This is a genomic window from Eisenbergiella tayi (genome assembly GCF_001881565.1).
GTDB lineage: Bacteria > Bacillota > Clostridia > Lachnospirales > Lachnospiraceae > Eisenbergiella > Eisenbergiella tayi.
The window spans coordinates 259490-282696 of sequence record NZ_MPDJ01000002.1 but is presented as its reverse complement, the minus strand read 5'-3'; the positions used below and the strand labels follow the sequence as shown (position 1 = coordinate 282696).

The 23207-nt window shown below is 41.3% G+C and carries 20 protein-coding genes and 1 pseudogene; 20 read left to right on the top strand and 1 reads right to left on the bottom strand.

Features of this window, described 5'->3' with window-relative positions:
- Positions 1-51 precede the first annotated feature (51 nt).
- The 6 genes from BLA28_RS09805 (at position 52) to rlmD (ending at position 7978) form a co-directional block, all read left to right on the top strand.
- Positions 52-900, top strand: a complete 849-nt coding sequence (locus BLA28_RS09805) for an Rpn family recombination-promoting nuclease/putative transposase (protein WP_069156810.1) — start codon at positions 52-54, stop codon at positions 898-900.
- Between the two features lie 43 nt (positions 901-943).
- A complete protein-coding gene (locus BLA28_RS09800) occupies positions 944-2551 on the top strand; it encodes an O-antigen ligase family protein (RefSeq protein ID WP_069156811.1) in 1608 nt (535 codons plus the stop codon).
- A 364-nt stretch (positions 2552-2915) separates the two neighbouring features.
- A complete protein-coding gene (locus tag BLA28_RS09795) occupies positions 2916-3536 on the top strand; it encodes a hypothetical protein (RefSeq protein ID WP_009255574.1) in 621 nt (206 codons plus the stop codon).
- Positions 3537-3625: 89 nt separating this feature from the next.
- Positions 3626-5962, top strand: a complete 2337-nt coding sequence (gene pcrA / locus BLA28_RS09790; RefSeq protein WP_009255573.1) for a DNA helicase PcrA — start codon at positions 3626-3628, stop codon at positions 5960-5962.
- 134 nt (positions 5963-6096) lie between these two features.
- Positions 6097-6417: a hypothetical protein gene (locus BLA28_RS09785; RefSeq protein WP_044967199.1), complete on the top strand. Its 321-nt coding sequence runs from the start codon at positions 6097-6099 to the stop codon at positions 6415-6417.
- 82 nt (positions 6418-6499) lie between these two features.
- Entirely contained in the window at positions 6500-7978 is a 1479-nt protein-coding gene (gene rlmD, locus BLA28_RS09780; RefSeq protein ID WP_081329920.1) for a 23S rRNA (uracil(1939)-C(5))-methyltransferase RlmD, read from the top strand.
- Between the two features lie 660 nt (positions 7979-8638).
- Here rlmD and BLA28_RS33355 read toward each other — a convergent pair.
- A complete protein-coding gene (locus BLA28_RS33355; RefSeq protein ID WP_069156812.1) occupies positions 8639-8872 on the bottom strand; it encodes a hypothetical protein in 234 nt (77 codons plus the stop codon).
- Positions 8873-9416: 544 nt separating this feature from the next.
- On the opposite strand from BLA28_RS33355, the gene BLA28_RS09765 reads away from it, so the two are divergent.
- The 14 genes and pseudogenes from BLA28_RS09765 to BLA28_RS09690 all read left to right on the top strand — a co-directional run bounded on the left by BLA28_RS09765 (position 9417) and on the right by BLA28_RS09690 (position 23003).
- Positions 9417-9614 (top strand): hypothetical protein, encoded by a 198-nt coding sequence (locus BLA28_RS09765; RefSeq protein ID WP_069156814.1) that lies wholly within the window; start codon positions 9417-9419, stop codon positions 9612-9614.
- Positions 9615-9660: 46 nt separating this feature from the next.
- Entirely contained in the window at positions 9661-10566 is a 906-nt protein-coding gene (locus BLA28_RS09760) for a protein kinase domain-containing protein (protein WP_069156815.1), read from the top strand.
- A gap of 5 nt (positions 10567-10571) precedes the next feature.
- On the top strand, positions 10572-10847 hold the full coding sequence (locus BLA28_RS09755) for a hypothetical protein (RefSeq protein WP_069156816.1): 276 nt from the start codon (positions 10572-10574) through the stop codon (positions 10845-10847).
- Positions 10847-12208, top strand: coding sequence for a radical SAM/SPASM domain-containing protein (locus BLA28_RS09750; protein WP_069156817.1), 1362 nt, complete (start codon positions 10847-10849; stop codon positions 12206-12208). The genes BLA28_RS09755 and BLA28_RS09750 overlap by 1 nt, the downstream gene beginning before the upstream one ends.
- 2 nt (positions 12209-12210) lie before the next feature.
- The gene (locus tag BLA28_RS09745) at positions 12211-13164 is read left to right on the top strand and encodes a radical SAM protein (protein WP_071699084.1); all 954 of its coding nucleotides are present in this window, start codon (positions 12211-12213) and stop codon (positions 13162-13164) included.
- Between the two features lie 57 nt (positions 13165-13221).
- Positions 13222-13518 carry a hypothetical protein gene (locus BLA28_RS09740; RefSeq protein ID WP_069156819.1) on the top strand — a complete coding sequence of 99 codons (297 nt, stop codon included), beginning with the start codon at positions 13222-13224 and terminating at the stop codon, positions 13516-13518.
- 68 nt (positions 13519-13586) lie between these two features.
- A complete protein-coding gene (locus tag BLA28_RS09735) occupies positions 13587-14597 on the top strand; it encodes a radical SAM protein (protein ID WP_071699083.1) in 1011 nt (336 codons plus the stop codon).
- A gap of 425 nt (positions 14598-15022) precedes the next feature.
- Positions 15023-15565, top strand: coding sequence for a GNAT family N-acetyltransferase (locus tag BLA28_RS09730; RefSeq protein WP_069156821.1), 543 nt, complete (start codon positions 15023-15025; stop codon positions 15563-15565).
- Between the two features lie 3 nt (positions 15566-15568).
- Positions 15569-16924 (top strand): AMP-binding protein, encoded by a 1356-nt coding sequence (locus tag BLA28_RS09725; protein WP_069156822.1) that lies wholly within the window; start codon positions 15569-15571, stop codon positions 16922-16924.
- Positions 16924-17163 (top strand): phosphopantetheine-binding protein, encoded by a 240-nt coding sequence (locus BLA28_RS09720; RefSeq protein ID WP_069156823.1) that lies wholly within the window; start codon positions 16924-16926, stop codon positions 17161-17163. Before BLA28_RS09725 ends, BLA28_RS09720 begins: the two co-directional genes overlap by 1 nt.
- The gene (locus BLA28_RS09715) at positions 17160-18812 is read left to right on the top strand and encodes a glycosyltransferase family 4 protein (RefSeq protein ID WP_069156824.1); all 1653 of its coding nucleotides are present in this window, start codon (positions 17160-17162) and stop codon (positions 18810-18812) included. The genes BLA28_RS09720 and BLA28_RS09715 overlap by 4 nt, the downstream gene beginning before the upstream one ends.
- A 547-nt stretch (positions 18813-19359) precedes the next feature.
- Positions 19360-20005, top strand: a pseudogene (locus BLA28_RS34650) (hypothetical protein); the annotation flags it as partial.
- Between the two features lie 237 nt (positions 20006-20242).
- Entirely contained in the window at positions 20243-21847 is a 1605-nt protein-coding gene (gene pckA, locus BLA28_RS09695; RefSeq protein WP_009255570.1) for a phosphoenolpyruvate carboxykinase (ATP), read from the top strand.
- A 181-nt stretch (positions 21848-22028) separates the two neighbouring features.
- Positions 22029-23003 (top strand): helix-turn-helix transcriptional regulator, encoded by a 975-nt coding sequence (locus BLA28_RS09690; protein ID WP_069156828.1) that lies wholly within the window; start codon positions 22029-22031, stop codon positions 23001-23003.
- The last annotated feature ends 204 nt before the right edge of the window (positions 23004-23207 follow it).

The following is a 23207-nucleotide window of genomic DNA, read 5'->3' as shown; positions in this document are numbered from 1 at the left end:
ATTGTAGATGGTGATTCTGCACGCTCTTTTGTATCGGGAAGGAGCGTGTTATTGAAAATAATATCACCAAAATACGACTACTGTATGAAGGAACTGTTTCGTAATGAAATTGTGCGGAAGGCTTTTCTCAGTGACATTCTGGGAATACCGGAAGAGGAAATCCGTACTGCCCGTCTGCTGAACCCTTTTTTGAGGAAACGGTATAAAAAGCAGAAACTGGGGATTCTGGATATCCTGCTGGAGCTCAATGATGATACCAGAATTAATATTGAAATACAGCTTAAAGCCAGTTCCAGCTGGGACAGGCGGCAGATTTTTTATCTGTCAAAGCTGTTTACATCGGATTTGAAGGTTGGAGAGAATTATTCCAGACTGAAACGGTGTATAGGAATCAGCATACTGGATTTCAATCTGACGGATCGCCCTGAATATCATAGTATATATTTTCTGCAGGATGAAAAGGGAAACCGTTTCTCTGATGTATTCGAGATCCATACGATTGAATTGAAGAAAAAACTCATGGGAAATGAAGCGGCAGACGATTGGATACGGCTGTTCAATGCAGAAAGTGAGGAGGATTTGGAAATGATAAAAACGGAAAAGGCAGGTCTTCGGGAGGCGATACGTGAGGTGAAGCGAATGAGTCTGAGTGAACGGCTGCGGGCCCGATACGAGGAGCATATGAAATACATAAGAGATAAGGCGGCCAGGGAGGATTATGTCTGGCAGCAGGGACGTGCCCAGGGACGGCAGGAGGAAAAGGATAAAATCATTTCCATGCTGATTGCAGACATGCAGGAGGATGGAAAAAGCAGAGAGCAGGTACAGGCCAAACTGCAGCAGCGGTTTGAGCTGACGGAGCAGGAAGCGGAAGCGTATTTGGGACGTTTCTGGAAATGACGAATATGCCGGCTGCAGAAGAAAAAGGAATTGCTTACGGAAGATGATAAAAGAGAACAGTCAGGAAAAAAGAGGCGAAACGGCAGGAAAAGGAATAATCCATGGGATATCGGCCATTTATTTGTTCATGGTGGCCTGCATGGTTCCATTGTATATGTATGATGGCTATTATGGACTCAGCTCAGGAAAATTCATACTCTACCGGAACATAGGATTCCTTTTTCTGCCGATAATGCTTTTTTTAATTATTGGTAAAGGGATAAAGGCGGCCAAGCAGGGGGAAAGGCTGGGAAAATCGGATATTGGAAGGAATAAATTCTTACTGCTTCCGGAAATTTTTCTGCTTTTGTATGGTTTATGCAATATTTTGTCCTTTCTGCTTTCTCCCTATAAAAGAGAAGGATTGTTTGGAGCAGAGGGCTGGTATATGGGACTTTTTTCCCAGCTCAGTTTTTTGATTCTTTATTTTTATTATGCGTATGTGTGGGAAGCAGAAAAAGAGGCGTTGGCGGTTATACTGACTGTCTGCGGGTTCATTTGTGTGCTGGCTGTGCTGAACCGGTTCGGCATATGGCCCGTTGCTTTCCGGGGAAGGACGGAAAATACTCTTTCCACTATTGGAAATACAAACTGGCTGTGCGGTTATCTGTCGGTTATGATGCCGGCAGGTACGGTACTGTTCTGGGGAAGCCTGCGTTCCGGCTGCCGGAAACAGGCGGGAAAACAGAGGGGAAAAATAGCTGCCGGGCTGTTTACAGCCGCTGCATTTCTTTGCGCGGCAATACAGGGAAGCGACAGCGGGCTGTTGGTAATGGGGACTGCCCTCAGCTTTCTGTTCCTGATATCCTGCAGAGATACCGAGGATATGGATGCTTTCTGGGACGTTTTTCTGACAGCGGCCGGGGCCTGGCTGATAGGGGCTCTGTTCCGGGATTGCTTTCCGCAGAGAATTCTTTATGACAGCAGAAGCCTCTCACTCATCCATATGACAATCATGGTGCCGGTTTTTCTGGCGGCGCTAGTGTGCAGAGGGCTTTGGAGACTATGGAGCAGTAAAGCGGAGCCGGAAAAATGTCTCCGGCTGCTTGCCCGCATGAAAAAAGGATTCCTTATATTGGGGGGGATCTTATTGTTGGCTGCGGTATTATTTACGGCCGCAGGGCTTTGGGGATCGGATGAACTGAAATCACATTTCCCCTTTCTTCTGGTTTTCAATGAACAATGGGGAAACGGAAGAGGAGGAATCTGGAAAGAGTGCATGGATATCTGGCTCAGGGAATCCACGGTACGAAAGCTGTTAGGAGTCGGGCCGGACTGTCTGAGAGTCTTTTTATATACGGAACAGGGAAACAATCCTCTCCTTAGTACAGCGTATCGGGAAGCGGTTTTGACAAACTGCCATAATGAATGGATGACAATTCTCATGAACACCGGATTAGCGGGCCTTTTTACCTATGTGGGATTCCTGGCAGGCATGGCGCGGCGGTTTTTAAAGAAAGGGAATCTTTCTTCAAGGATCGGTGCAGCAGTCCTTGTTACCTATACAATACATAACATGGTCAGTTTCCAGCAGATAACAAGCACGCCGCTCCTGTTTCTGATATTGGGACTTGCCTGGAACGGTTCGTGTGCAGATAAAAGTTCTGAGTGAACAGCGCTGTCTGCCGGGCTCCCCTTCCGGTTCTTTCCGGCGGCCTGCTGCTCGGTAAGGTTCCTTACAGGGCAAACGACTTTTAGTCGTTTTTGCTTCCGCTCGGACAAACACGCAGCGGTACTAAGGTTGCAAAGTACGCAACCTAAGGACCGGCGTGTTTATACGGCCCTTACAGGAATCCTTACCGAGCAGCAGGCCGCCGGAAAGAACCGGAAGGGGAGCCCGGCAGACAGCGCTGCTCACTCAGAACTTTTATCTGCACACGAACCGTTCGGAAGACTTGTATAAAGAGAAGCAATCGGCTAAAATGAAAACAGAGAAGCCCATGTGAATCCTTGCAGACAAGAAAGGGAGAGGTGTTATGAACAAAACTAAGAAGTGGATAACATATCTGGCAGCTGCCGTACTGCTGACAGTCATTATTCCCATTACGGCGGGAGCTTCCAATTCTGCCAGCGGCAATTCCGCCAGCGGAAATGCTCCGGCACCCACCAAGCCCAATGTGGTGCAGATGAGCACCGGTATTAAATTAAATTCCACCGTTCCTACCTATTTCTATGCGGATACGGTAAAAGGGGTGATAGTTCTTTCTCCGGAAGGGATGGTAAAGAAAGCGGCAGGCCTTTCTGATGCCCAGATTAAGGGCGGAGCCTCCGTATACTTCTCCGTCACAGAGGGAAAAACGGGCCCTCAGGCCAAACAGGCGGTGTTGACAACAGCTGCCCTGAACGGAAGAAATCTGTTAGCCATGCTGGATATCCAGCTTACCCAGACCACGGGCGGCAGAACAACAGTAGTTCCCCGTACCCTGGCTCCTGTAGTCCTTACCATAGGAGTGCCCGATCAGTTTCAGGCCTGGAATAATTTTCAGGTAATCAGTATAGCCAACGGTGTGGTGGAAGTCCTGCCTGATTTAGACGCCGATCCCAGGACGGTAACCGTAGCTACCAGTAATTTCGGCGTTCTTGCCCTGGTCTACTGAGTTTTTCTTTTTCCCTATCGACATCGAATGCATGTTCCTATATAATAAAGAACATGAGTTTACGGAAGGACTGAGATTGGAGAAGAAAAATGAGCATTTATGATTCCTTGAATGACAGGCAGCAGGAGGCTGTTTTCCATACGGACGGCCCCGTACTGATCCTTGCAGGTGCGGGAAGCGGTAAGACCCGTGTGCTGACTCACCGTGTCGCTTACCTGATAGAAAATAAAAACGTGAATCCCTGGAATATCCTGGCAATTACCTTTACCAATAAGGCCGCGGGTGAAATGAGGGAAAGAGTGGATGATATTGTGGGCTTCGGTTCGGAAAGCATATGGGTATCCACGTTCCATTCCACCTGTGTGCGGATTCTGCGCAGATACATAGAGCGGCTGGGTTTCGGCAATAATTTTACTATTTATGATACCGATGATTCCAAAAATATCATGAAGGATGTGTGCAAGCGTCTGGAAATCGATACCAAACAATATAAAGAACGCGCTCTGCTTTCCGCCATTTCCTCGGCTAAAAATGATTTGATTTCTCCGGAGGAATATGAGCTGAAGGCAATGGGGGATTACGGAAAGCAGAAGGTGGCCTCCGTATACAAGGAATACCAGGGGGTTCTGCGCAAAAATAATGCCCTTGATTTTGATGATCTGATCGGAAAAACAGTGGAACTGTTCCGGATTTGCCCGGATGTGCTGGATTATTACCAGGAGCGTTTCCGTTACATCATGGTGGACGAGTATCAGGATACGAACACAGCACAGTTTGAATTGGTGCGCCTGCTGGCGGGCAAATACAGAAATCTCTGCGTGGTGGGGGATGATGATCAGTCCATTTATAAATTCAGGGGGGCAAATATCAGCAATATCCTGGATTTTGAAAAGGTATTTCCGGAAGCGGAGGTCATCAAGCTGGAGCAGAATTATCGTTCCACACAGACTATTCTGGATGCGGCCAACACTGTCATCCGCAATAATGTGGAACGAAAGGACAAGGCCCTTTGGACAGATAAGGGAGAAGGGGATCAGATCCATTTCCGCCAGTTTGACACGGCCTATGAGGAAGCAGAATTCATTGCCGGTGAGATCGGGAAAAAGAAAAAATATGGCAAGGCGGAATACAAGGACTGCGCGGTTTTGTACCGTACCAATGCCCAGTCCCGTATGCTGGAGGAACGCTTTATAATGGAAGGCATACCTTATGATGTGGTGGGAGGCGTGAACTTTTATTCCCGCCGGGAAATCAAGGATATACTGGCCTATCTGAAAACAATTGACAACGGCAGGGATGATCTGGCGGTAAGGCGCATCATCAATGTACCCAAAAGAGGAATCGGCGCAACGACCATTCTCCGGGTGCAGGAATATGCCGATGCACGGGGAATCAGCTTTTATGATGCTCTTCGGGAAGCGGATCAGATCATGAGTATCGGTAAGAGTGCCGTAAAACTGAAGCCTTTTGTGACTATGATTCAGTCCTTCAGAAGTAAGCTGGAATATTACAGCCTGGAAGAACTGATAAATGATGTGATGGAAACGACCGGATATGTGAAGGAGCTGGAAGAGTCCGATGATGAGGATGCCGAGGATCGGATCCGGAATATAGATGAACTGGTGAGTAAAGTAGTTGCTTATGAGGAGAGTCATGACGAGCCCTCTTTAAGTGAGTTTTTGGAGGAAGTGGCGCTGGTTGCCGATATAGACGGTGTGGACGCCGATGATAACCGTGTGCTGCTCATGACTATCCATTCCGCAAAAGGCCTGGAATTTCCTCATGTATATCTGGCCGGTATGGAGGATGGTGTGTTCCCCAGCTATATGACCATTACGTCAGATGATCCTTCCGCTGTGGAAGAGGAGCGCAGGCTGGCCTATGTGGGGATAACCAGGGCGAAGGAGGATCTCACCATTACCTGTGCAAAACAGAGAATGCTTCGGGGAGAGACCCAGTATAATCCCGTGAGCCGCTTTGTGAGGGAAGTCCCGGATGAACTGCTGGATAATAAGCCTCCTGTCTTTAAAAAGAAAGTGGATTTTGAGGAATACAGGGAGAATCCTGAAAGCAAAGCCAGATTCCAGACGGCTCCTTATGGGGGCAATTACGGCGGCGGAGCCCAATCAGGAGACTGGAGGCCGAAGGCTGTGGTGAAGCCGAAGCGGACGGCTGAGGAAAATAAACCGTTTATTGCCCAGGGCCTGGGAAGTCTTGCAGGGGTGAACGGCTTAAGCAAAGGCGCAGGCGCCAAACAGGCCAGCCTGGAATATGGTGTGGGAGACAGAGTCCGCCATATCAAGTATGGGGAAGGCTCGGTTCTGCGTATTGTGGATGGCCCCAGGGATTATCAGGTGACTGTCAATTTTGACGGCGCCGGACAGAAGATCATGTATGCGGCCTTTGCTAAATTGAAAAAGATATAAACGGCTGGCTGTTATTTCCTGAAATGTTAATTCATAGTAATTTCATGAAAAATTAATAGTAAAGAAATGTAAAAAGTGGTATGATAAGAACAGTATTTAAGCATACTAGTAGCAGGGAAGAAAGGATGGTTTGCATGGGAAAGCTGGATGAGGTATTAGAAATGATGAAAGTAAACGAACTCCTTGGCAAAAAAGAAGAAAAGAAAGACAGCGGCAATACAGTGCTCTGGATTCTTGCAATAATTGGTGCAATTGCGGCAGTAGCAGGAATTGCTTATGCGGTGTACCGTTATCTTACGCCTGATTATCTGGAAGATTTTGATGACGATTTCGATGATGATTTCGACGATGAATTTTTTGAAGATGAGGATGAAGAAGGCGCCGATACAACAGAAGACAATGCCAAGGCATCCGATGACGATACGACATCCGATGATGAAACAAGTGAAGAATAAAAGTATCAACAGAAGACGGGATGCTGAGGCATCCCGTTTTTCAGGTCTTTTAATTAACAGATCTAATAAATGAGAGGGCGATATGAAAAAAGGACAGATCAGAGAAGGGATTGTAATGGATGTTAAGTTCCCGAATAAGGGGAATGTGAAGCTGATGCCTGCGTCTGCCGATGCGGAAGCAAAGAGCAGTATGAGGGAAAATGGCACGGAGGAAAGAAGCTGTATACAGGCGGAAGAAAAGGAAGAATTCTGTACGGTGAAAAATGTACTCCCCGGACAGCATTTATCCCTTATGATAACAAAGGTAAGGAAGGGAAAAGGGGAAGGAAGGGTACTGCAGGTTCTTGCGCCTTCACCCGACGAGATTCAGGCTCCCTGCCCCCATTTCGGAAACTGCGGCGGCTGTACATACCTGGCCCTGCCTTATGAAAAACAGCTCGGCCTGAAAGAAAAACAGGTGAAAGAATTATTGGACAGTGTGCTTTTCAGGCAGGAACAGCCATGGGAATTTGAACCCATCAAAGCCAGTCCTGTACAGTTTGGATACCGGAATAAAATGGAATTTTCCTTCGGAGATGAGGTAAAGGACGGCCCCCTGGCTTTGGGAATGCACAAGAGAGGGAGCTTTTATGATATTGTTTCCGTGAAGGACTGCCGCATAGTGGATGAGGATTACAGACAGATCCTGCAGGGAACGCTGGCTTATTTTACAGAAGAAAAGGCTCCCTTTTTCCACAGGCTCACTCATGTGGGGTATCTGCGTCATCTGTTGGTAAGAAAGGCTTCCCATACGGGTGAAATCCTGATTGCCCTTGTGACTACAACCCAGGAAGAAAGAGATCTGGCTCCTTTCCGGGATATGCTGCTGGCTCTCCCCTTACAGGGAAAAATAGCAGGGATCCTTCATATTGAAAATGATTCGGTGGCTGATGTGGTAAAAAGTGACCGTACTTCTGTTCTGTATGGACAAGATTATTTCTATGAGGAATTGCTGGGCTTGAAATTCAAGGTATCCGTTTTTTCCTTTTTCCAGACAAACAGTTATGGAGCGGAGGTATTATATCAGACGGCCAGGGAATATATCGGCAATCTGGATAAGGAAGACTGCGTGGTTTATGATTTATACAGCGGAACAGGAACCATCGCCCAGCTTATGGCACCCGTTGCGAAGAAGGTGATCGGCGTGGAAATCGTGGAGGAAGCGGTGGAGGCTGCAAAGAAGAACGCCATGCTGAACGGGCTGGATAACTGTGAATTCATTGCAGGAGATGTGCTGAAGGTTCTGGATGAAATTGAGGAGAAGCCTGATTTTATTATACTGGATCCGCCCAGAGACGGAATTCATCCCAGGGCTCTTCAGAAGATTATCAAGTATGGAGTGGACAGGATGGTGTATATTTCCTGTAAGCCTACCAGCCTGGCGAGGGATTTGGAAGTGCTGCTGGGCAATGGGTATGTGGTGGAGAAGGCGGTGGCGGTGGACCAGTTCCCTTGGACCGGGAACGTGGAGGTGGTGATACAGTTGACGTTTTGTGGTTGCCAAGATAAAAACAGGGACTAAACCACAAGATGTTGTGGCTTTGAAGAAAAATGAGGCTGTAAATGAAGCGATAAATGAGCTTTTTTGGACTTGTTTTTTGGCCATTCCACAGATGATATAGGATAAAGACAGATGAAATGAAAAAATTCAGATGGCAGACGGCTTAAAATTTAATTTATATATATTTCTAATTGTCTGTTTTATTGTTTACAATCCTGTATTATCCCGTTTCTTTCATTTCAAAAAAATCAAGAGGCTACCAATGGCTTACCTACGCCATTTGTAACCTCGATACCTGGGAACAGGTGTAGGTAGACATATAGCAGATATCCTCCAAGTTCGCGACTTCCATACTTATGAGGGTTTCTACGATGTTTTCTACTGTAAAATGGGTTTCGTTTATATCCGGTTTTTCTCAAGAAGTCTGTAAATCAGCAATGCCGTGTGCTATATCATGAAGTGCGTAATGATATCTTTAGCGGGATCATCAAGATTTGTTGCAACAGCATAGTAACCATCGTATTTTTCTTCTTCATTAATCACTTCCTGATTTAAAAGGTATAAATCCTTCACCTTCTCACCTGATTTTACAGATGAAGCCCTTTTAATAAATCCGGTTATATCATTCGGTCTCTTTTTGTAAGTCTCAGGGTCAAGGTTATGTAACAGATTTTTAACAAGTTATATCTGACGATTTCTTATAAAACGCTGGTATTCCATCATTTTCATTGAGAATGTAACGATAACTTTCTGATGGACAACAGCTTTTGATTTTACTTTCCGTGCCCTTCCGTTCTTTAACCCCTTTTCTTCATGAAAACCTAAATCCATTGCCTTGTCAGCAGGGATTATTTTATAAGTCTTATCTTGATACCGTTTTTTATTTTCAGGTGCATTTTTATCGAAGGCTTTCATATCCGCAATGTTTATTTCCTGATCTGAGGATAACAGGCGGTAATCACAGTCATTAAAGACAGATGTCCCCCCATAGAATTAAAATTTCTAATATTGTGGGAACCAATCTCTGCATCCGTACAGTAAATAAGCTTTTTCCCGTTTAACATGGCGGCAAGTTTTTTCTCTGACGGAATGGCTGTCGTCTGTTCGTTATCGGATCCGGATGTAAGACACATAGTCAGGGGGATACCGTCAGAATCCATAAAAAGGCCCATTTTAACCAAAGGGCTGGCTGGTGCTGGAGGCGGGACAGGGAAATATCAGGAATGAACCGGGAAAACGTCCACCGAGAGGTGCTGGTACAGGAATAATAACAGGTCAGTAAGGCTTAAAATAAAGAATGAGCTAGTAGTCGGCAGGAATAATTTTCATAGGGCAAGACCCTGCAAAGGAGCTAAGCTGCACCCCTGGATATGGTCAGGCAGGGTATATACGGTAAGTGATGATCAACTGATTAGCCTGCAGACTCAAAGAACTCACTGCGAAGAGTAGGCTGAATCCAATGACGAATGAGAATTTGCAGATCTTTATTTATGATGAAGAAATTACAGGGATCAAGCAAGAAAGGCGGGATAGGCTACATTCCATGATTATAGACTGTGAAAAAGGAAAGAATGATTTTATCATTATAAAGCTCATCAGTCAGTTTGCAAGAAACAACTGGATCAGTGGTAAAATGGCATGGAATGCTATGCAATAATATAAAATTTTGGTATTATATTATCCATAATGAGGATGTTTTTAATATGAGAACGGATATGAATTTATGTGCATATGAGATACACAGTCTATCTATAAAGAATGAACAGATTAAAATTAAAGAACTTTTAGCGTATGGAACGAATGCTTTTGTTTATAAGGTTGAATATAGAGACAGATCATATATACTAAAAGAACTATTTCCAGAGGGATTGAGTGAACAGAGAGTGATCAAGCGTGATAGTACTGGTGCAGTTTTATATCGCTTGAGAATTATTGACAAATTTAAATGGCAGCGAGTGAAACTGCAATTTTTATTATCTATATATAAAAACCGGTTACTGCAAAGAAATCTGGCTGTTAATGATTGTGTGTCGCAAAATGTTGGTTTGTTTCGTACTAATGGAACTTTGTACGCTTTATATGAAAATATAAGTGGAAAAGACTGGTCATGTTATGCAGGTGAGAGCTTGGAAGAATTAATAATCAGATGCAGTAAAATTGCAGAGATTGTTTATAGAATTCATCGAACCGGATGGCTGGTGATGGATGTGAAAGCATCAAATTTTGTGATAAATGCTACAGAAAGTGAAGAACATATTCAGCTTGTTGATTTTGATAGTATGGTTCGATTATCTTTTGCCAGAAAGAAAAGCAAGTTCTATTGTTCAAGTGAAACGGCACCACCGGAATTATTGGAAGGGCGTGGCAGGGATGTAGGGGTGAACAGTGATGTATATAGTTTGGCAGCCATGCTTTTTAAAAAAATTTGTGGTGTATCTTATAATGAATGTAAAACATTATCTTTACTGATGCCGTTTATAGAGAATTGGTCCAAGGAAAGGCAATCAAAATTTGTGAATCTCCTTAAAATGGTTTTATGTCCAGATATAACAAGACGTGATATAAGTGCAATAGAATTCTCCAGAAAATTGTTAGAACTTTTGAGGTGAACAATATGTTTAGAATTTATTCAGAACATCAAAATGGAAAGTTTTATCTGTCACCATATACGGATATTATGATTGACAATGATAAATTGTTAATTCGACAGACATTATTTAATTGTATTATTAAAATTAATTGTAAGCCTGCATGGGCACAGGAATTGCTTGAATTATTGTATATGGGGGTTGGTGAACAGGTATTGTTAGCGTATTTTAAGCAGAATATGTCAGCAGAAGAAGCTCAGAAAACGGTCAATAACTGGCTTCGTATGGGGGTGCTGGAGTAATGAAGAGTAAATATATAAGTGGCTATCAGAAAGGGAAACTTAAGATCTATGATATGATTGCTTTTGTTGAAAATACTGAATGTATGGTGATCAGACCGGAGGTGGGAACTGTTCTTGGCATGGAGCAGGAACTGCTGGAAAAAATTGAAAAACATACTCTTACAGATGAATTAACATTTTTGATGGTACAGAGAGGATTAGCAAGCTTTGATAAAAGCCGGGATGTTTCAATGTGTTCTGAGATGGTACGTCCGGAGTTTTTCTTAATAGATCTGACAAAGAAATGTAATCTGGCATGTAAATATTGTTTTCGGGAATTTGCAGATGATTATCCGGAGATGACACCAGAAATGATTAATAAAATTTGTGATTCTTTGATTGAATATTGGAAAAACAACCCTTCATTAAAATTAAGTATACAGGCCTGGGGCGGAGAACCATTGATTTGTCTGTCATTGATTATTCAAATTCGAAAACGATTTGAGGAAGCTAATCTTTTTCCGCAGATTGTCATGGAAACCAATGCAACTTTAATAACAGAAGATGTTGCGAAAATGTTGTTCGAGAATCATATCGAATTAGGAATCAGCATTGATGGTAATGAGAAAGTACATAATTTACAGAGACCATTTATTGGGGGCCAAGGATCATTAGAAAAAGTGGAACGTGGTATTACAAATCTCCGTTCGGCGGGTTATCAGGGGTTCGGCACTATTACTGTTGTTACAAAGTATACGATCAAATATCTTCCTGAAATAATTGAGTATTTTGTTGGATTATCATTAAATAGTATAAAATTAAATATGATGCGGAAGAATAGTCGAAATCTGGATCTGGCGCCAGATTTAGATGAATTTGACGGATATATAGATGAATTACTGTCATGTCTTTTTGAATTATATAAAAAGCGTATTCCTTTGGTAGAACAAAATATTGCGCAGCGTATGCTTAATCTCATGCACCGACCTAATAATAATATATGCAATGCTTATGGGTGCCATGGTGGATATCGGATGCTTTCCATTGATTCCATCGGGAAAGTATACCCCTGTGAGTTAAGTGACTATAATGATTATTGCACTGGTAATGTTGATGATAGTGATTATATTTGTATGGTTAATAATGCAGTGAAAAATAATCATGAATATTTTAAAGAAAAAAATTTGAAGGAATGTGCTGGATGTCCATGGTGGTATTTCTGTCGGGGAGGCTGTAAGGCGGCGGTGAAGTATAACACTGGTACTCCACAGGGATTAGACAAAACAGAATGTGCTTTTAATAAAGCATTGTATCCCAAATTAGTATCAGTCTTGCTTCGAGATCCCGAATTTGCACAATATTTGACGAATGGAGAGATATGAAGATGAATTCAATGTATTTGGCAGTAGGGTATAATTGCAACCACCGCTGTTATTTTTGCCCATGTGGGAAAAAAGAGGGTAAAGCCAAAGCCGCACCCACAGAACAGATGATAGAAGCTATTGAAACCGGTATTCAGAATAATGGTATTGAGTATATTACGTTGTCAGGAGGTGAACCTATTTTACATCCTGGATTTCATGATATTCTTGAGTATTGTGTTTCAAAAAAGCTTTGTGTTACCATTCTTTCGAATGGAGATATTTTACATAAAGAAAGCAATGTGCATAAATATTTTGATAACATAGATCCGAGTTATTTTAATATTACAACTGCAATCCACAGTGATCAGCCGGAATTGCATGATCGGGTAACGGGTGTAAAGGGCAGTTATTGCCGGACGGTAAAAGGATTAAAAAATTTAATACCCTTACGTATTCCTTTTACAGTTAAACAGGTAATCAGTAAATGGAATTATAAACGTCTGCCGGAGTTTGTAGATTTTGTTCATCGTGAATATGGACCCTTTGCTTCGCTTACGTTGTGTGGAATGGATTTCTGCGGTATGAATAGGGATGAAATTGCCGAAGTTGCTATTGCATATAAAGAAATAGGACAATATCTGGAAAAAGCATTAGATATAGTATTGTCAATACGTCAGCAATTCGGAGGATTCCCGCAGGTTACAGTTGCTGATTTGCCGCTTTGCTGTGTGGATCCGTATTACTGGGGATTTTTCACAAAGGTTTCAAGAGGAAAACTTTCAAAATATAGTGCGCCGAAGCAAAGTGATGGAGAGGTATCGAGCAGTGAGGAAATTGTTAACGACTGTGATGTATACTTTAAAGAATGCGGAAGTTGTTGTGTCTCGGATTTTTGCCCTGGTGTCTGGAATAGTGCATATCAATATTTTGGAGAAAATGCAGTAAGAGCACTTAAGCCTCAGAAAATAGAATAGCAATGCTATTTAGGCCATCAGGCTTTTAAATAGAATTTACACACAGGAGGTGAGAAAATGGACCGGTTAAGTGTATTTTCAGAAAAATTAGGAATGCCATTGGAAGTGAGCGAGGAGATGATTGGTGACTGTATTGTGAATTTGACGCATCAGACACTCGAAGCAAGTTGGATGAACAATGGATGGAGTAACTATTCAAGCAACTGGATAAATAGTGGCTGGAATAATTATTCAAGTGGTTGGATGAATAACGGTTGGAACAATTATTCAGGTAGTTGGTCTAATAGTGGCTGGAACAACTATTCAAGTAATTGGTCTAATGGTGGCTGGAGTAATTATTCCGGCGGTAAGTAATTTTACCCCTGGCAGGCTAATGAAAAGAAGATTCATTGGCCTGCTTTGAAAAATAAGAGGTAGAAAAAATGGCAAACTTAATGATAACAAAACAATGTAATTTGCATTGTAGCTATTGTTTCGCAAATGAATTTGTAAATAAACAGAAAGATATAATGTCGTTTGAAAACTTTATGAAGTGTATGAAGTTCCTGTCGTACAATCCAAAAGAGAGAATTGGTTTGATTGGAGGGGAACCCACCACACACCCGGAATTGGATAAGATTCTGGCTGCGATTATTGATAGTCCATTCAGGTCAGCTTGTCTTTTCACAAATGGAATATTGCTTGACCAATTTATTAATGAATTAAGAAATGCAAGGTTTCAAATATTGATTAACTTAAACTCTCCGGAAAATATTGGAAGAGATGCTTTCGACAGGATAATTGACAACATGGATGAAATGGTGAATCATCAGTATATGAGAGAACAGGTGGGAGTAGGAATTAATTTATATGACACTCAAATGGATTATGAATACCTGTTGGAAGTGCTGGAGAGATTTCGTTTTACAAAAGTACGTGTTTCAGTTGCGGTTCCTAATATGGAAGAAGGAAGGAAGATAGATCCGCTTGACTATTTTCACAGGATGGAAGGACTGGTCAGAAGGTTTGTTGATAATGTTGTCAAAATTAATGTAGCTCCTAATTTTGACTGTAATTATCTGCCAGCTTGTATGTTTGGTGAGGAAGATAAAAATAATTACCAGAAATATAAGAAAGTTTTAAATCGCAGCAATTTATTTACGAATCCTATCTGTACACCTTCCATTGATATTCTGCCGGATTTGCAGGTGGTAAGATGTTTTGGATTAAGTGATTTATATAAAGTGAATCTTTTGAATTTTAGAAATACAGATGAAATCCGGAGACATTTTATGATGGAAATAGATGCTTTGGCATATCATGTTCTGCCAAATAAAAAATGTGATGGATGTAAAGAATATCAGGCAGGATTATGCAGTTGTGGCTGCTATGCATATCGGTTGGCAGAACTGAGAGAGTTGCGTGGATATATTGTGGGAAAGCATGGCGAATAACGATGAAAGAATAATCCGCATACAGTATGTGTGATATAATAGAATATATAAAAGAAAATAAAAGTAATAATTTAATACAGGAAAAGTATGTGTATGTGGGTCCGTATTTTTGTGATTTGTATTTTGTGCCTTTTCCTGATAAGAACTGGAAAATCGGGATGTTTTAAAAGAAGTAGTAGTAAATGATTATGCTATTCTCCGTTGGATAAACGAAAAAAAGACAGGTTTGTCTATATGGTGCGGTCGGCTGTAAAAGTATGTTTAATGATGTAAAGGATTTGAATGAGAACATTCATATTGTAAAGAAGTGTAAAACCCGTACAGAATACTTGGGGAAAATGTGTATGCCATATCATTACGATACTATTTGTTATCAGGGATGTAATTGTTATTATCCCGAAATCAGGTATGAAAAGGAGTAATAAATGAAGAGGTTAAAATTTGTACGGTATGATAACCGAAAACATTTTGACTCTATGTTTCTGTATATGAGTGATGTAGAGGAACAAAGAATGTTTTTAACCTATACATCTGCTAATAGCGTTCGGGAGTTTGAAAACTGGTTGGAAAATCAGTTGAGGTCTTATTATAAAGAATTTTTTGTGATTGAGGATAATAATGAGTTGATTGGCTTTGTATATAGCTATGAACACCATATGAGGGACGGTCATTGCAAAATTGGTATATACATTGCTCCGCAATGGCGTGTCGGTGGAATTGGAGCGGTTGCAGGTCTGCAGATGATGCATTATATTTTCTACCATTATCCTATGCGTAGAATTAATTGTGACGTGTATGAATATAATACGCCAAGTTTAATGAGTTTACTTCAATGTGGATTTGAAAGAATGGGAATATGGAAAGAATACCGCTTTTATAATGGCAAGTATTATGATCTAATTTTGTTGTCTATGACACGAGAGTTTTATATGGAAAAATATGAAAGATTTTTTTCAGATCAGAGGTAAGCTATGGAGTATGAAGTTATTTTTTATAATACTTTTTTAGACATGCTAAAAGGGGCTAAAGAAAAATTTTCGGACTTACTTTTTTGGGAAGACTCGAATGGGAAGTGTACATATGATCATTTTTATAATGACATAATGAAGTCTGCAGGTTATTTTTTGAAACTTGGGAGCAAATATATTGTGCTGGGGCTGAATGATCAGTATCTATTTGCAGTTATCTATATTGCAGCGGTGATTACAAAACATATTGTGTGCCTGTTGCCGGAAAATCATTTAATACCGGATAATATGCAACCTGCTTATATTGTGGATGATAAAAGACTAAAAGAGATCATGAACAATGTTCCAATCTCTGAAAATGAATTGATAAATACTGATCCGAATGAGCCGTGTACGATTGCATTTAGCTCTGGTACATCAGCAAAAAACAAAGGATGTATACTTAGCCAGAGAAATCTGTTATATGATGCCCAGTATAGTATGAAGATTTACCACTACTGGAAGGGAGAACGTCTTATTCACATTCTTCCGTATTGGCATCTTTTTGGTATAGTGGCAGATTTAATTGGCCCTCTTCATCAGGGATGTTGTCTGTATGCGCCTGAATCAAATGTATATTTCTTTCAAGCTATGAAATATTTTAAGCCACATTGTATTAATATGCCTCCAGCACTGGCGGATACATTGTGTTCGAGACTGAAAAGTACTCAGGATATCCGGAGTACGGGAGGATGTCTAAAGAAAATATTATGTGCCGGGGCCCCCATGAATATTCAAACTGCATACAGCTTGAAAGCTTTTGGCATTTTACCCTGTATTGCGTATGGACTTACAGAATGTTCTCCTTGCGTGGCTGTTACGCCGGATACGGATATTGCTTTTGGAACAGTTGGAAAACCAATACCATGTGTCGATGTAAAAATTAAGGATGGAGAAATATTAGTTTCTGGTTCAACGGTAATGCTTGGGTATTTTGAAAACGAAGAAATGACAAAACAGAAAGTCGTAGATGGTTATTTTTATACCGGAGATATGGGCTATTTTGATAAAAATGGAAATTTAGTTGTTGTAGGACGTAAGGATAACATGCTTATATTTGGAAACGGCACTAAATGTGTTCCTGAAATAATTGAAAGCAGGTTAAATGGACTGCCGGGTATAGAGGAAACTTTACTCCGTACAAATTTTTCAGGAAAATACGCGATGCCGGAGCTTATCATCGTATCATCTGATTTTAATAATGGAATAAAAGAAAAAGTGACCGCTGTTATGAAAGAGGAGGCATTATATCCATTTATTTTAACGATTCAAACTGAAAAATTAACACGAAATTCTATGGAAAAGGTGGTACGAAAGTGATGAAGCTGGAAAGACTTATTTCTATTATAAGCAAAGTTGATGATGTGGAAGATATTAAGATTGAAAAAGGACATTCTTTGAAAGATGATTTACATATGAATTCATTTTCATTTATGCTTTTGCTGGTAGAACTGGAGGATGAATTGGGCTGTAGTATTGATCCAAACATTTTTATGCAGGTTAATACAGTGGAGGATTTATATAAAAAGATTCAGAATATAACGGGAGAGATTCTATGAACATCTGTCTGACAGGGAATACTTTTCATCCCATAGCTAAAGGTGAGCTTATAACAGGTTATAATATAGCCGCATCTGATTTAGTGAATAGTTTTTTTTATTATTCTGCTGAGAACCAGATATATTGCCTCTATGAACCATGGCAGATACAACAGGCAGCATTAGAGAATATGTTAAGGCATGAGAAGGTAGATTCTGAACGCATTCATTTGATCAGTGAATATGATTTACTTTTTCGTGGAGTATCGAGACTCCCAAAGATGGATATATTGCATAGTGTGAAAGAGGATGCAATACCTCTTATTTCTATGAGACAAGCTATGAAATCAGATATACCTGTTACGTTTACTTTACACGGAATAGCAGAGCAACATCTTATAATGGATTTTTTTTATCCTATGTTATTGCTTCCATTTAAACCGTATGATGCTGTTATATGTACGTCCGAATCTGTACGGAAAACGATTGAAAATATGTTTCATAGACTGGAAGATATTGTGAACAGAACACTATCTGTTTCATCGCCAATTAAGCATCAAATACGTTTGGAGAAGATACCTCTTGGTGTGGATATATCAAATTTTAAACCGCTCGATAAAATTCGATGCAGGAAAAAATTTGGATTTGAGACGGATGAATTTATAATCTTATGGTTTGGTCGGTTCTCGGATCTTTTTAAAGCGGATTTATTCCCGTTGTTGCATGTGTTTCATAAATTGCTGCTTAACAATAAAGATAAAAAACTGAGACTTATATTGGCCGGCAGCCAGGATGTAGGAACAGATTATGCGGGAAAAATGTATTCAGAGGCACAGCATATTGGAATAGAAAAATATGTAAGTATAATATTCAATCATGAAATAGAAAAACGGTCTGAACTATATTCCGCATGTGATGTATTTACATCGCCCATAGATAATATTCAAGAAACATTCGGACTGACGCCGGTAGAGGCAATGGCTTGTGGTGTTCCGCAGGTTGTCAGCGATTGGGATGGATATCGTGATACGGTTGGAAAAGAAACGGGGTTTCTTATTAAAACTTCATGGACTAATTGTATGGAAGATATTGCTACAGCTGATTATCTGCCATCAAATGTAAACAGAAGAAGGATGCTCCAGTGCCATCTGCAGGTAAGAAGTGTAGCAGTAGACTGTACGGACTATTATGAGAAGTTACAGCTATTGATTGACAAACCGCATTTGCGCCAGGCTTTTTCTGAGGCATCAAGAAGAAGAGCCGTTGAACATTTTAGTCTTCAGAATACCGTGAAGCAGACAGAGGCTCTATGGTGTGATTTATATGAAAGTGCAAGTGTTTCAAATGGCGATTTCCAATATATGAATATTCCAATGATTGATTATTGTAATGATTTTCAATATTATCCAACACAAATGTTGAAGGAGGAAAAAATTTTTGAAGCAACAGAGTATGGGAAAACTACTTCTGTGAAGGAACTTTTGCAATATCCAATATTTAATCAGACAGTAGAGGAAGCTATATTGCCAGAATATATTATGAAATATATGTTAGAAGTTGGCAGCGTGAGTATGAGCGATGTTATTAATAAGTATTCGGATTTTGGGGAGTCACAAGTAAAAAGAGAAATCATGTATTTGTATAAATATGATATGATACGACCTGTGTAGAATACTAGCATGAGAAAAGTGCTCTATCTGCCGTCTCCTTCCTGTTTCATGATTCGCTTTTGGTATCTTTGCAACTAAGAGAGGCTGGAATAGTAGACAGGGAGGCACAGCATCATTGCTCCTAATATAAAAATATTCTTCAAGGGATTACTGCCTTGATGAACGGCGTACCAGCCATAAGATGACTGGTGTATTAAATGTAGAAATTCCTATGGCGGCCTGAACTGTTACCGGAATTGGGAGGGAAGCATGTGAGAGAAAAGTAAAAAAGAGCGAAAACCCGAGCTTTAAAGAGTTTCCGAGACCGCTCTGGATTTCTTTGGGAGGTTTCCTTCACAATAAAAGAGTTTTGATTGAAGGGGAAAAGGGAAAGTCGAATGCGACAACAAAGCAAATTGATAGGCCAGCAATCAAATCAATTTGGCAAATAGTTTTGCGCATGCGATATACAATGGCCGGACAATTCATGAGATATGCATACATCCGGGCATGATCACGGTTTACAGCCCTGGGAATATGCGAGCAAACATAAGCCGGAGGCGGTCATTTGTATCCTGTCACTAATGCCTTTCTAAATACAGTGAAGGCGAATACCAGGAAATATTACTGGACGGGTAGGATCACGACGACTGCCGGGACGGTTTACAACTTTGATTAGAAAGATATGGTCAAAGGAAGCGGATATATCACAAGCCAGTGCTGCGGAAATGGGGATTTCTCTTTTTTCGGATATTGATCGGTACACGCTGGAAGATGCAATCGTAGAGTTGTTTTATCATCTACAGATTGCAGGCGGTTCCTATGAAACAATCCCGATGGGGATCTTTGAAGTAGCTGAGGCGAACAGGAAAGCGAAGTGACCGGAGATCAAGGCTTATGATTATATGGTTCGATTTGAGAAGGCTTTTACTTCCCTGGAATCCATCGGTAATGCCTATGATTTCATGGTACTTTGCAGTACGGCTTGTGATGTAACCTTGGCTCAGGACAGGGCGACGATCGAGGCGATGCCGAACGGGTCAGAGAACCTGTCCATTTATTCTGATAATGATATTGAGACTTACCGCGATGTGCTGTTCTATGTGGGACAGGTGCTTGGCGGTTTTTTCGTGATCAACAGAGCCGGGGAACTGGAACTGAGGAAGTACGGGAACCAGTCGGTGCTGACCATGGAGAGGAAGCATAGGTTCAGTGTTATATGAGAACAATAATTTGGGAAATACGGAGACAGCCGGGCTCATGAATTATCTCCGGAATCGCAGCCGGAGGCCCATTATCGGCAAATGCCGGAAACCGCGGTTATTCAGGGAAAAATTGATATATTTATTCAAAAGTTTGATGCGAATTTTGAAAGGATGGATATTGACTTATTATTACTAAAGTGAGACAATAAACTGGAATCGACAAAAAGAAAGAGAGGTTATCAAGAGATGGCAAATATTGATTTAAGTCAATATGGTATCACCGGGGTTAAAGAAATAGTACATAACCCTTCCTATGACTGTATGTTTGAAGAAGAGACAAAACCGGGTCTCGAGGGCTTTGAAAAAGGTCAGGTAAGCGAACTTGGTGCTGTTAATGTTATGACAGGTATTTACACAGGACGTTCCCCTAAAGATAAATACATTGTCATGGATGAGAATTCGAAGGATACCGTATGGTGGACTTCTGATGAGTATAAGAATGATAATCATCCGGCAAGCCAGGAAGCATGGAGCACAGTTAAGGATATCGCTCTGAAAGAGCTGTCCGACAAAAGACTTTTCGTTGTAGATGCGTTCTGCGGAGCTAATAAAGATACCCGTATGGCAATTCGTTTCATCGTTGAAGTTGCATGGCAGGCACATTTTGTTACCAACATGTTCATCCAGCCTACAGCTGAAGAACTGGAAAACTTTGAGCCGGATTTCGTTGTATACAACGCTTCCAAGGCAAAAGTTGAGAACTACAAAGAATTAGGTCTGAACTCTGAGACGGCTGTAATGTTCAATATCACCAGCCGTGAGCAGGTTATCGTAAATACCTGGTACGGCGGAGAAATGAAGAAGGGTATGTTCTCTATGATGAACTATTACCTGCCGCTGAAGGGTATCGCTTCCATGCACTGTTCTGCAAACACCGATATGAACGGTGAGAATACTGCGATTTTCTTCGGACTTTCAGGAACAGGAAAGACCACACTGTCAACAGATCCTAAGCGTCTTCTTATCGGTGATGATGAGCACGGCTGGGATGACAAGGGTGTGTTTAACTTTGAAGGCGGATGCTATGCTAAGGTTATCAACCTTGATAAAGAATCCGAGCCTGATATCTACAAAGCAATCAGACGTGACGCTCTTCTTGAGAATGTTACAGTTGATGCTGACGGAAAGATTGATTTCGATGATAAGAGCGTAACCGAGAATACTCGTGTATCTTATCCGATCAACCATATTGAAAACATCGTTCGCCCTGTATCAACAGCTCCGGCAGCTAAGGATGTTATCTTCCTGTCTGCAGATGCATTCGGCGTTCTTCCTCCTGTATCCATTTTGACTCCCGAACAGACACAGTATTATTTCCTGTCCGGATTTACTGCAAAACTGGCTGGTACAGAGCGTGGAATCACAGAGCCTACACCTACCTTCTCCGCTTGCTTCGGACAGGCTTTCCTGGAACTGCATCCTACCAAGTATGCAGAGGAGCTTGTTAAGAGAATGCAGATGAGCGGTGCAAAGGCATATCTTGTTAACACAGGATGGAATGGTTCCGGAAAGAGAATTTCTATCCGTGACACACGTGGTATCATCGATGCAATCCTTGATGGTTCCATTGCAAAAGCTCCTACAAAGAAGCTGCCTTACTTTGATTTTGAAATCCCTACAGAACTTCCCGGCGTAGATCCTAAGATCCTTGATCCTCGCGATACCTATGCAGATGTTGCTGACTGGGAGACCAAAGCAAAAGATCTGGCACAGCGTTTTGTGAAGAACTTTGCAAAATATGAAGGTAATGAAGCAGGAAAAGCATTAGTTTCTGCAGGCCCTCAGATTTAATTAACAAAATTATTTTCTTAACTGCGTGTCAGTGAGATAATATATTGTGATTGAAAGAAGAACCGGAATATACAGCCGTTTGGCCGTATATTCCGGTTCCTTTTTTAGCAAGTGAAATCAAGCGGCAGCTTTTCCGTTTCTCTATAATGAATACAGGGTGGTCGAAACGAGGTAAACAGCATTGTACGAGTGGCAGAAGCAAATTCAAATTTTCATTGATGAAATTGACAAGTGTATTAAAAACTATAATGATGAAGCATTGACACTGCAGTCCCTTTCCCGCAGACTGGGTTATTCCGAATTTTATACAACAAGAAAATTCAGGGAAATATCAGGTATGCAGTTCAGAGATTATCTTCGGCTCAGAAGATTGGCCTTTGCGCTGAAAGAGGTGCGGGACAGTGAAAAAAGTTTTCTTGATATTGCTTTTGATTATGGCTTTTCATCACATGAAGCTTTTACCAGAGCCTTTAAGAGAACATATGGTGTAACACCGAGTGAATATCGAAAAGAGCCCAGGCCTGTCGTCCTTCGTACAAAAATCAACACCTTCGACCGCTACTTATTAGGATTTGGAGAGATTGGCATGATGAAATCAACAGATGAAATTAAGGTTTATTTTGTAACTATCCCTGCGCACAAATTTTTGCATATTAAAAATTATGAAAGCAATGGGTATTGGGATTTCTGGCAAAAACAGAGTCTTATTCCGGGGCAGGACTGTGATACCATATGCGGACTGCTCGACAGCATCAAGGGCAAATTGGATGACGATGGCGGAATTGAATCCAACAGCAGCAGCGGCCAGATTATGGCATATATGTTTGACCCCGAGGGCCGGCTCTGCGACTGGGGGATTCCGCGTACGGAGTGTTATGGCGTACGTCTACCTGCCGATTATAATGGAGACGTACCGCCCCAAATGATCATGCTTGATGTTCCGGAAGCGGAGTATCTTGTCTTTGAACATGGACCGTTTGATTATGAGCAGGAAAATCGCAGTGTGGAAGAAAAGATTGAAGAAGCAATGGCGGCCTTTGACTTTACCGGCACCGGTTATTCTTATGATACTTCCCCGGGCAGGATATTGTACTTTTATCACGATCCGGAGCGGTTCTGGAAGTATGTGAGGCCTGTGCGCAGGCAAATGGAATAGGTGGTAGATCCGGTATGATATATGATTTAACAGATACTCTAATGTTATAATATTGTCTATATGACATTTAGTTGGCGCCATAGCCTTATGGATAGAGCTATGGTGCCATTCTGTTGTATTATACCGGTTTCTTGAGTTTATTTTTCCCGGTGTTCGTTCTGGCTATTTATTGGAATTACAGAACAGACTTCCATGCATGAATAA

What these genes read in the sequence shown, in the direction of transcription:
- BLA28_RS09800 (WP_069156811.1), top strand. Translation starts at nt 944, where the DNA reads ATGATAAAAGAGAACAGTCAGGAAAAAAGAGGCGAAACGGCAGGAAAA.
- BLA28_RS09795 (WP_009255574.1), top strand. Translation starts at nt 2,916, where the DNA reads ATGAACAAAACTAAGAAGTGGATAACATATCTGGCAGCTGCCGTACTG.
- pcrA (WP_009255573.1), top strand. Translation starts at nt 3,626, where the DNA reads ATGAGCATTTATGATTCCTTGAATGACAGGCAGCAGGAGGCTGTTTTC.
- BLA28_RS09785 (WP_044967199.1), top strand. Translation starts at nt 6,097, where the DNA reads ATGGGAAAGCTGGATGAGGTATTAGAAATGATGAAAGTAAACGAACTC.
- rlmD (WP_081329920.1), top strand. Translation starts at nt 6,500, where the DNA reads ATGAAAAAAGGACAGATCAGAGAAGGGATTGTAATGGATGTTAAGTTC.
- BLA28_RS33355 (WP_069156812.1), bottom strand. Translation starts at nt 8,872, where the DNA reads ATGAAAGCCTTCGATAAAAATGCACCTGAAAATAAAAAACGGTATCAA.
- BLA28_RS09765 (WP_069156814.1), top strand. Translation starts at nt 9,417, where the DNA reads ATGACGAATGAGAATTTGCAGATCTTTATTTATGATGAAGAAATTACA.
- BLA28_RS09760 (WP_069156815.1), top strand. Translation starts at nt 9,661, where the DNA reads ATGAGAACGGATATGAATTTATGTGCATATGAGATACACAGTCTATCT.
- BLA28_RS09755 (WP_069156816.1), top strand. Translation starts at nt 10,572, where the DNA reads ATGTTTAGAATTTATTCAGAACATCAAAATGGAAAGTTTTATCTGTCA.
- BLA28_RS09750 (WP_069156817.1), top strand. Translation starts at nt 10,847, where the DNA reads ATGAAGAGTAAATATATAAGTGGCTATCAGAAAGGGAAACTTAAGATC.
- BLA28_RS09745 (WP_071699084.1), top strand. Translation starts at nt 12,211, where the DNA reads ATGAATTCAATGTATTTGGCAGTAGGGTATAATTGCAACCACCGCTGT.
- BLA28_RS09740 (WP_069156819.1), top strand. Translation starts at nt 13,222, where the DNA reads ATGGACCGGTTAAGTGTATTTTCAGAAAAATTAGGAATGCCATTGGAA.
- BLA28_RS09735 (WP_071699083.1), top strand. Translation starts at nt 13,587, where the DNA reads ATGGCAAACTTAATGATAACAAAACAATGTAATTTGCATTGTAGCTAT.
- BLA28_RS09730 (WP_069156821.1), top strand. Translation starts at nt 15,023, where the DNA reads ATGAAGAGGTTAAAATTTGTACGGTATGATAACCGAAAACATTTTGAC.
- BLA28_RS09725 (WP_069156822.1), top strand. Translation starts at nt 15,569, where the DNA reads ATGGAGTATGAAGTTATTTTTTATAATACTTTTTTAGACATGCTAAAA.
- BLA28_RS09720 (WP_069156823.1), top strand. Translation starts at nt 16,924, where the DNA reads ATGAAGCTGGAAAGACTTATTTCTATTATAAGCAAAGTTGATGATGTG.
- BLA28_RS09715 (WP_069156824.1), top strand. Translation starts at nt 17,160, where the DNA reads ATGAACATCTGTCTGACAGGGAATACTTTTCATCCCATAGCTAAAGGT.
- pckA (WP_009255570.1), top strand. Translation starts at nt 20,243, where the DNA reads ATGGCAAATATTGATTTAAGTCAATATGGTATCACCGGGGTTAAAGAA.